The organism is Bifidobacterium sp. POST2/T3 (B1) (assembly GCF_058197115.1).
The window spans coordinates 1-7,122 of record NZ_JBVPQK010000125.1 but is presented as its reverse complement, the minus strand read 5'-3'; the positions used below and the strand labels follow the sequence as shown (position 1 = coordinate 7,122).

The 7,122-nt window shown below is 63.2% G+C and carries 8 protein-coding genes; all 8 read left to right on the top strand.

The features are described 5' to 3' along the window. A partial coding sequence (gene thrS / locus AC0AP0_RS07030; protein ID WP_490429879.1) for a threonine--tRNA ligase occupies nucleotides 1–993 on the top strand: 993 nt, incomplete at its 5' end. Nucleotides 994–996: 3 nt separating this feature from the next. Next, nucleotides 997–1,671: a phosphatidylinositol phosphate synthase gene (gene pgsA, locus AC0AP0_RS07025; protein WP_110425239.1), complete on the top strand. Its 675-nt coding sequence runs from the start codon at nucleotides 997–999 to the stop codon at nucleotides 1,669–1,671. A 4-nt stretch (nucleotides 1,672–1,675) separates the two neighbouring features. After that, a complete protein-coding gene (locus AC0AP0_RS07020) occupies nucleotides 1,676–2,686 on the top strand; it encodes a phosphatidylinositol mannoside acyltransferase (RefSeq protein ID WP_490429878.1) in 1,011 nt (336 codons plus the stop codon). Continuing rightward, nucleotides 2,661–3,947: a glycosyltransferase family 4 protein gene (locus AC0AP0_RS07015; RefSeq protein ID WP_144177094.1), complete on the top strand. Its 1,287-nt coding sequence runs from the start codon at nucleotides 2,661–2,663 to the stop codon at nucleotides 3,945–3,947. The genes AC0AP0_RS07020 and AC0AP0_RS07015 overlap by 26 nt, the downstream gene beginning before the upstream one ends. Nucleotides 3,948–4,008: 61 nt before the next feature. After that, on the top strand, nucleotides 4,009–4,764 hold the full coding sequence (locus AC0AP0_RS07010; RefSeq protein ID WP_110425236.1) for a YebC/PmpR family DNA-binding transcriptional regulator: 756 nt from the start codon (nucleotides 4,009–4,011) through the stop codon (nucleotides 4,762–4,764). Between the two features lie 4 nt (nucleotides 4,765–4,768). Beyond that, nucleotides 4,769–5,350: a crossover junction endodeoxyribonuclease RuvC gene (ruvC, locus tag AC0AP0_RS07005; protein WP_110412913.1), complete on the top strand. Its 582-nt coding sequence runs from the start codon at nucleotides 4,769–4,771 to the stop codon at nucleotides 5,348–5,350. 42 nt (nucleotides 5,351–5,392) lie between these two features. Next, nucleotides 5,393–6,004 carry a Holliday junction branch migration protein RuvA gene (gene ruvA / locus AC0AP0_RS07000; protein ID WP_490429877.1) on the top strand — a complete coding sequence of 204 codons (612 nt, stop codon included), beginning with the start codon at nucleotides 5,393–5,395 and terminating at the stop codon, nucleotides 6,002–6,004. 3 nt (nucleotides 6,005–6,007) lie between these two features. After that, nucleotides 6,008–7,084 carry a Holliday junction branch migration DNA helicase RuvB gene (gene ruvB / locus AC0AP0_RS06995; protein WP_232346972.1) on the top strand — a complete coding sequence of 359 codons (1,077 nt, stop codon included), beginning with the start codon at nucleotides 6,008–6,010 and terminating at the stop codon, nucleotides 7,082–7,084. The last annotated feature ends 38 nt before the right edge of the window (nucleotides 7,085–7,122 follow it).

The following is a 7,122-nucleotide window of genomic DNA, read 5'->3' as shown; positions in this document are numbered from 1 at the left end:
TTCGACTACTACCTGAAGCCCATGAACTGCCCCATGCACAACCTGATCTTCAAGTCCCGGCAGCGCTCCTACAAGGAACTGCCCCTGCGGCTGTTCGAGTTCGGCACCGTCTACCGCTACGAGAAGTCCGGCGAGGTCCACGGCCTGACCCGCGTGCGCGGCCTGACCCAGGACGACTCCCACATCTACTGCACCCGTGACCAGATGAAGGGGGAGCTGACCAACCTGCTCCAGTTTGTGCTCAAGGTGCTCAAGGACTTCGGCCTCAACGACTTCTACCTGGAGTTGTCGACCAAGGATCCCAACAAGTTCGTCGGTTCTGACGAGGTCTGGGAGGAGGCTACCAACACCTTGGCCGAGGTGGCCAAGGACTCCGGGCTAGAACTGGTTGACGACCCCGAAGGCGCCGCCTTCTACGGGCCCAAGATCTCCGTACAGGCGCGCGACGCCATCGGGCGCACCTGGCAGGTCTCCACGATTCAGCTTGACTTCAACCTGCCTGAGCGCTTCCAGCTGGAGTACATCGCCGCCGACGGCTCCCACCAGCGACCGGTCATGATCCACCGGGCTCTCTTCGGTTCCATCGAGCGCTTCTTCGCCATCCTGCTGGAGCACTACGCCGGCGCCTTCCCGGCCTGGCTTGCACCGGTCCAGGTGCAGGCTGTGCCCGTGGCTGACGAGTTCGCCCCCCACTTGGAGCACCTGCTGGACGAGCTGCGCGATGACATGGTCCGCTGCGAGATCGACCGCTCCGACGATCGCTTTGGCAAGAAGATCCGCAACGCAGCCAAGTCCAAGGCACCCTTCATCCTGATTGCCGGCGAGGAAGATGTTTCCAAGGACGCGGTCTCCTTCCGCTTCCGCGACGGCAGCCAGCTCAACGGAGTGCCTGTGGAGCAGGCCCGCGCCTGGATCAACGAGGCCATCAAGGTCCGCGCGCAGATCAACTCGTCAGACGACTTCCGAGCGAATACCTCCTGCAGTCAGGACTGACCAATGTTCGAGCATCTACGGCGCCCCTGGAAGCGCATCATCGCCCCTATCGCCCGCGGCCTGGTTCATCTGGGCGTGAGCGCCAACGGTGTCACGATCATCGGAGCCGTAGGCACCACTCTGGTCGCCATCGTGATCGGGTTCACCGGCTGGCTCCTGCCCGGGGCCATCGTCCTGGCCATCCTGGTGGCCTTCGACTCTCTGGATGGTTCCGTGGCCTTGCTGACCGGCGGAGGCACCCAGTTCGGGGGCTTCCTGGACTCCACCCTTGACCGGATAGCCGACTGGGCCGTCCTGACCGGGGTCATCATCTACCTGCGTCGCCACGAACTGGCCTGGGTGGCGGATGGCAGCCACCAGGATCCCGACATCTGGGCCCAGGTCGGCATGGCTGCAGCGCTCTTCGCTATCATGACCTCCTTCGTCACCTCCTACGCCCGGGCCCGGGCCGAGGCAGAGGGCTTCGAGGCCAAGAACGGCATCGCCACCAGGTCGGATCGGCTGGTCATCATCCTGGTGGGCATGGCACTGACGGGAGCCGGGCTGCCCCTGGCTGTGCTCAGCTGCTTCCTGGTACTGCTGGCCCTGCTGGGCATCGTCACCGTCTGGCAGCGAATCAGCCACGTCGCCAGGGACATGAGCCGCAACCCACAGCCTGCCAACCCCAACCACGAGTGAGCCCATGCCGGACCGACTGCTCATCTTTCTGGCGCAGCATGCGCGTCTGGTGCCCGAGAGGTTGTTGCGCGGCCTCTTCCTGGCGGCGGCCGACCTCTGCTGGCTCTTCCGGATAGGCGGCGTCAGACAACTGGAACGCAACCTGGCCCATGTCATGCCGGAGGCCGATCATCGCGTCCTAAGGCTGACATCGCGCCAGGGCATGCGCTCCTACTTCGTCTACTTTGTCGAGGCCCTGACCGTGGGGGCTCGCACCCAGGAGCAGCTGCTGGCACGCATACACGGTGGCGGCAGCGCCTACCCGGATCCGGCCAAGAGCGACATCGGCCTGCGCTCTCTGCCAATCGGCATGGGCCACCAGGGCAACTGGGACTACGCAGGCTTCTGGGCCTGTTCCACGGTTGGACAGGTAACCACGGTGGCCGAACGGCTGCGGGACCAAGGCATGCTCAACACCTTTGCGGACATCCGTCGCCGCCTGGGCATGAACATCCTGCTGACCGGCGAGCCGAACATTACCGGCCGTCTGACAACCCTGCTGCGGGAGCCTGATCAAGTCGTGCCCCTGCTGGCCGACCGCGATCTGAGCCGCCGAGGCGTCTTCGTCAGAGCCTTTAACTCCTGGATCCGCGTGGCCGCTGGCCCTGCCGTCCTAGCCTTGGATGCCCGCCTGCCCCTGTATACCGTGAACATGCACAGGGAAAAGCTGACGGGGGAGCGTCGCCGACAGGCCAAGGCCCCCTACGGCTATGTCTGCCAGGTGGACGGGCCCATCGCCATCGAATCCTACCTGGACATGCCCCGGGAGCAGGCCATCAACGATCTGACCCAGGCCTGGGTGGACCAGTGGGCCCAGGGTATTCGCGAGCATCCCGAGGACTGGCACATGCTCCAGCCGATTTTTCTTGAGGATCTGGATCTTTCTCGGATGCACGACCTTCCGGACTTCATCCTGGCCCAGGCATCCAAGAACAAGGGAGGTAACAGGCATGAAGGCACCCGAGCAAAGGCCTGAGCAGGAGGCGGAACGTGCCGCTATCAAGGCCCCTCTGCGGGTGGGGATCATCTCGCCCTACTCCTTCGAGACCCCAGGAGGCGTCCAACTGCACATCCGCGACTTCGCCAGGCATCTTATGGACCGCGGCCACCAGGTGCAGGTTCTGGCGCCGGGCCGACGCACCAAGGACATGCCCCTTTGGGTACAGACCACCGGCTCCTCTTTCTCCATTCCCTACAACGGATCCGTGGCCAACCTGAGCTACTTCGGCGTGGCCGGCCACAAGACCAGACAGTGGGTCAGGCAGGGCCACTTCGACATTCTGCATCTGCATGAGCCCGAGGTGCCCTCCCTGAGCCACAAGCCCCTGCGGCCCGGATTCATTCCCTGCCCCTATGTGGCCACCTTCCATGCGGCCTTCGATTCGACTCCGCTGGCCCTGAGGCTGACCAGGCGCTACCTGCGCCGATACCTGGCCAATATCAGCCAAGCTATCTTCGTCAGCCCCTCAGCCATGCAGAACGCCCGGAATCTGCTGGAGCCGGGCATCCCCAGCCAGATAATTCCCAACGGCATCGAAACGAGAGCTCTGCGCAATGCCAGGCCTCGTCCAGAATGGCAGGGGAGCGACCGGCAGCCCACCATCGGCTTCCTGGGAAGGATGAAGGAAGAGCGCAAGGGGTTCAGAATCTTGGCCCAGGCCGCACCTGCCATTCTTCAGCGTGTGCCCGGAGTCCGCTTCCTTTGTGCAGGTGACGGCCAGGCGGATGCCAGGAAAGTACTTGAGGCTGTTGATCCCGGACTGGCCCAGCACTTCACCTTCCTGGGTCGGATCAGTGACGAGGACAAAGCCTCCTTCTACCACAGCCTGAATATGTATGTAGCCCCGCAGACCGGGGGAGAAAGCTTCGGCATCGTGCTGGTCGAGGCCATGGCGGCAGGCTGCCCGGTGGTGGCCTCGGACCTGCCCGCATTCAAGGATGTCTCACAGAACGGCCGCAGCGCGCGTCTGTTCGCCACCGGAGACCCCCAGGACTGCGCCCGGGTGGTCCTTGAACTGCTGGACGACCGACCCACACGTCTGGGTCTGGCTTCGTGCGGAATGGGTCGGGCCAGCGACTACGACTGGGAGCGGGTCACCGACCAGATTCTGGACGTCTATGCCCGGGCCCTGGCAGCTCGGCCTGATCATCGCCGTGGCTTGCTGGGCAGACTGGTGGGCCGGAAGGTTGGTTCTCTTTACGATGAAGCCCCCACGGGGGGGCCTGAAAACCCGTAAAATTGTCGAAGAGCGGAACTAGAATTCCATTCGTTTACGCATTCGTACCGTCAGGAGACATATGTCAGGGCATTCGAAGTGGGCGACCACCAAGCACAAGAAAGCAGCCATCGACGCCAAGCGTGGCAAGCTCTTCGCCAAGCTGATCAAGAACATCGAGATCGCCGCCCGCACCGGCGGCGGTGACCCCGACGGTAACCCCACCCTCTACGACGCCATCGTCAAGGCCAAGAAGTCCTCCGTGCCCGCAGACAACATCACCAGGGCCGTCAAGCGTGGCTCGGGCGAGGAGGCCGGAGCGGCCAACTATGAGAGCATCGTCTACGAGGGCTACGCTCCCGCCGGCGTCGGCATAATCATCGAGTGCCTGACCGACAACCGCAACCGTGCGGCCGCCGAGGTCCGTTCCACCCTGACCAAGGGCGGCGGCTCCCTGGCCCAAAACGGGTCGGTCAGCTTCAACTTCGAGCGCAAGGGCCAGATCATCGTCCCCTCGGAGGGCCTGGACTACGATACGGTCTTCGAGAAGGCCGCCGAGGCAGGTGCTGAGGATGTGCAGGACAACGGCGAGAGCTACACCGTACTGACTGCCCCCGGCGATATGGTCACCGTCCGTAAGGCCCTGCAGGATGCCGGTATGGACTACGACTCCGCCGACTTGGTCCTCAACCCCAAGAGCGAGGTCACCCTGGACCTGGACTCCGCCCGCAAGGTCTCAAAGCTGATCGACAACCTGGACGATCTGGACGACGTGCAGGATATCTACAGCAACTGGACTGCGCCCGACGAGGTCATGGCCCAGTTGGACGACGAGTGACCTTATGATTGTTCTCGGCGTCGACCCGGGGCTCACCCGATGCGGCGTTGGCGTCATTGAAGCCGGTGCATCGCGCCGGCTTTCCTTTGTTCATGTGGACGTCGTGCGCTCAGACCCCGAACAGAGCCAGGACCTGCGTCTGCTGACCATCTACCAGGGGCTGACGGCCGCCTTGGACCGTTTCAGTCCCGACGTGGTATCAATCGAGCGAGTCTTTGCCCAGTCCAATCACAACACCGTGCTGGGAACCGCTCAGGCGGCAGGGCTAGCCATGCTGGGAGCTGCGCAGCGGGGGATTCCCGTGGCCCTGCACACACCCACCGAGGCCAAGATGGCCGTAACCGGCAACGGCCAGGCTGACAAGATTCAGGTGCAACGGATGGTGGCCCGCATCCTGGGGCTCAATCAGCTGCCCAAGCCTGCCGATGCCGCAGATGCTTTGGCCCAGGCCATCTGCCATGCCCTAAGGCCTGCCGGGGCCATCCAAGGCGGGGAACGCGAGGAGCATCTGACCCAGGCCCAGCGTCAGTGGGCCCAGGCCTCTGCCAAGTACGGCAAGCACCGGGGAGTCCAGCGAGACATGTAAGCTGATTCGAACAGACGTTCGATTCTATCGAGGGGTGATCAAGTGCTGGCAATGCTGACCGGGCGGGTGGCCGCCATCGAAACGGGCTCGGCGGTCATTGATGTTTCGGGAGTGGGTTTCGAGGTGCGCATGCCTCAGTCAGATCTAGCCTCCATGCGGGCCGAGTCCACGGTCACCGTTTACACCGCTCTGTCCCTGACTCAGGACGCGCTGACCCTCTACGGATTCCTCAGCCGCACCTCCAAATCCCTCTTTGCCCAGTTGCAGAAAGTCAGCGGCATCGGACCTCGCGTGGCCCTGTCCATTCTTGCCACCCTGAACTCAGACCAACTGGCCCAAGCCGTGGCTGACGGCGATGCTGCGGCCCTATCCCGGGCGCCAGGCCTAGGCAAGAAGGGTGCTCAGAAGATCATCCTCGAACTCTCCGGAAAGCTTGATTTGGATGCGGGCACGGGCAGACAGGGGCCAGCTCAGACCGACGATGGCGCCCACCAGGTGGTTGTGGGACTGATCTCCCTGGGATGGCTACAGCGTGATGCCGAGCAGGCTGTTGAGCAGACATGCCGCGATGGAGGCTACACTCTGCCCCTGCAGTCTGCCGACATTCCCAAGGTGCTCAAGCAGGCCTTGACCCTGCTGGACAGGGGGCGCTGATCCATGGCTGACAAGCAGATGTCTACAGGGTATATAGATACCCAGAATGGTGATGCGCAAGAGGAATCCCTGCGGATGGTCTCGGCCAGGCCCATCGAAGGCGAGCCGGTCAGCGACGAGGAGCTGCGTCCGGAAACCCTGGACGGGTTCATCGGACAGCCCCGGCTCAAGGCCCAGTTGAGCCTCTTTTTGAAGGCTGCCAAAAAGAGGGATGTGGCCCCGGATCATATTCTGCTCGCAGGCCCCCCGGGCCTGGGCAAGACCACCCTGGCCATGATCGTTGCCCATGAGCTGGAGGTTCCCATTCGTGTCACCTCGGGGCCAGCTGTTCAGCATGCCGGCGACCTGGCCTCCATTCTGAGCTCTCTGGAGGCCGGTGAGGTGCTCTTCATAGACGAGATCCACCGTCTGCCTAGGGCCGCCGAAGAACTGCTCTACATCGCCATGGAAGACTTCCGGGTGGATGTCATGGTGGGCAAGGGCCCCGGAGCCTCCTCCATTCCGCTGACCCTGCCCAGATTCACGGTCATCGGAGCCACCACTCGTGAGGGCATGCTGCCCTCGCCGCTGCGAGCCCGTTTCGGCTTCACCGCCCACCTGGACTTCTACCCGGAGGAAGAGCTGGAGAAGTTGGTCGAGCGATCAGCCAAGGTGCTAGGCATTGTCCTGCAGGATGACGCCGCCCATCAGCTGGCCCTGCGCTCCCGTGGCACGCCCAGGATCGCCAACCGCCTCCTGCGTCGTGTGCGTGACTGGGCCATAGTCCACGATCTTGACCGTGTTGGCCCTGATGATGTCAAACAGGCCCTGGCCCTCTACCAGATCGATTCCGAGGGGCTGGACCGTCTGGATTTGGCCGTCCTCAAGGCCATCGTCAACAGTTTCGACGGTGGTCCCGTGGGCCTGAACAACCTGGCCGCTATGGTGGGCGAGGAGGCCGAGACGGTCGAAACGGTCTGTGAGCCCTACCTAGTGCGCGAGGGCTTCTTGGTACGTACACCAAAAGGGCGTGTGGCCACTTCTAAGGCCTGGGAGCACCTAGGTCGCAAACCGCCCGAGGATGTCATGAAGCTGTTCTAGACTGGGGTCTTCGCAGCAATGCATATCGCCGTTTGATA

What these genes read in the sequence shown, in the direction of transcription:
- AC0AP0_RS07015 (WP_144177094.1), top strand. Translation starts at nt 2,661, where the DNA reads ATGAAGGCACCCGAGCAAAGGCCTGAGCAGGAGGCGGAACGTGCCGCT.
- ruvB (WP_232346972.1), top strand. Translation starts at nt 6,008, where the DNA reads ATGGCTGACAAGCAGATGTCTACAGGGTATATAGATACCCAGAATGGT.
- pgsA (WP_110425239.1), top strand. Translation starts at nt 997, where the DNA reads ATGTTCGAGCATCTACGGCGCCCCTGGAAGCGCATCATCGCCCCTATC.
- AC0AP0_RS07020 (WP_490429878.1), top strand. Translation starts at nt 1,676, where the DNA reads ATGCCGGACCGACTGCTCATCTTTCTGGCGCAGCATGCGCGTCTGGTG.
- AC0AP0_RS07010 (WP_110425236.1), top strand. Translation starts at nt 4,009, where the DNA reads ATGTCAGGGCATTCGAAGTGGGCGACCACCAAGCACAAGAAAGCAGCC.
- ruvC (WP_110412913.1), top strand. Translation starts at nt 4,769, where the DNA reads ATGATTGTTCTCGGCGTCGACCCGGGGCTCACCCGATGCGGCGTTGGC.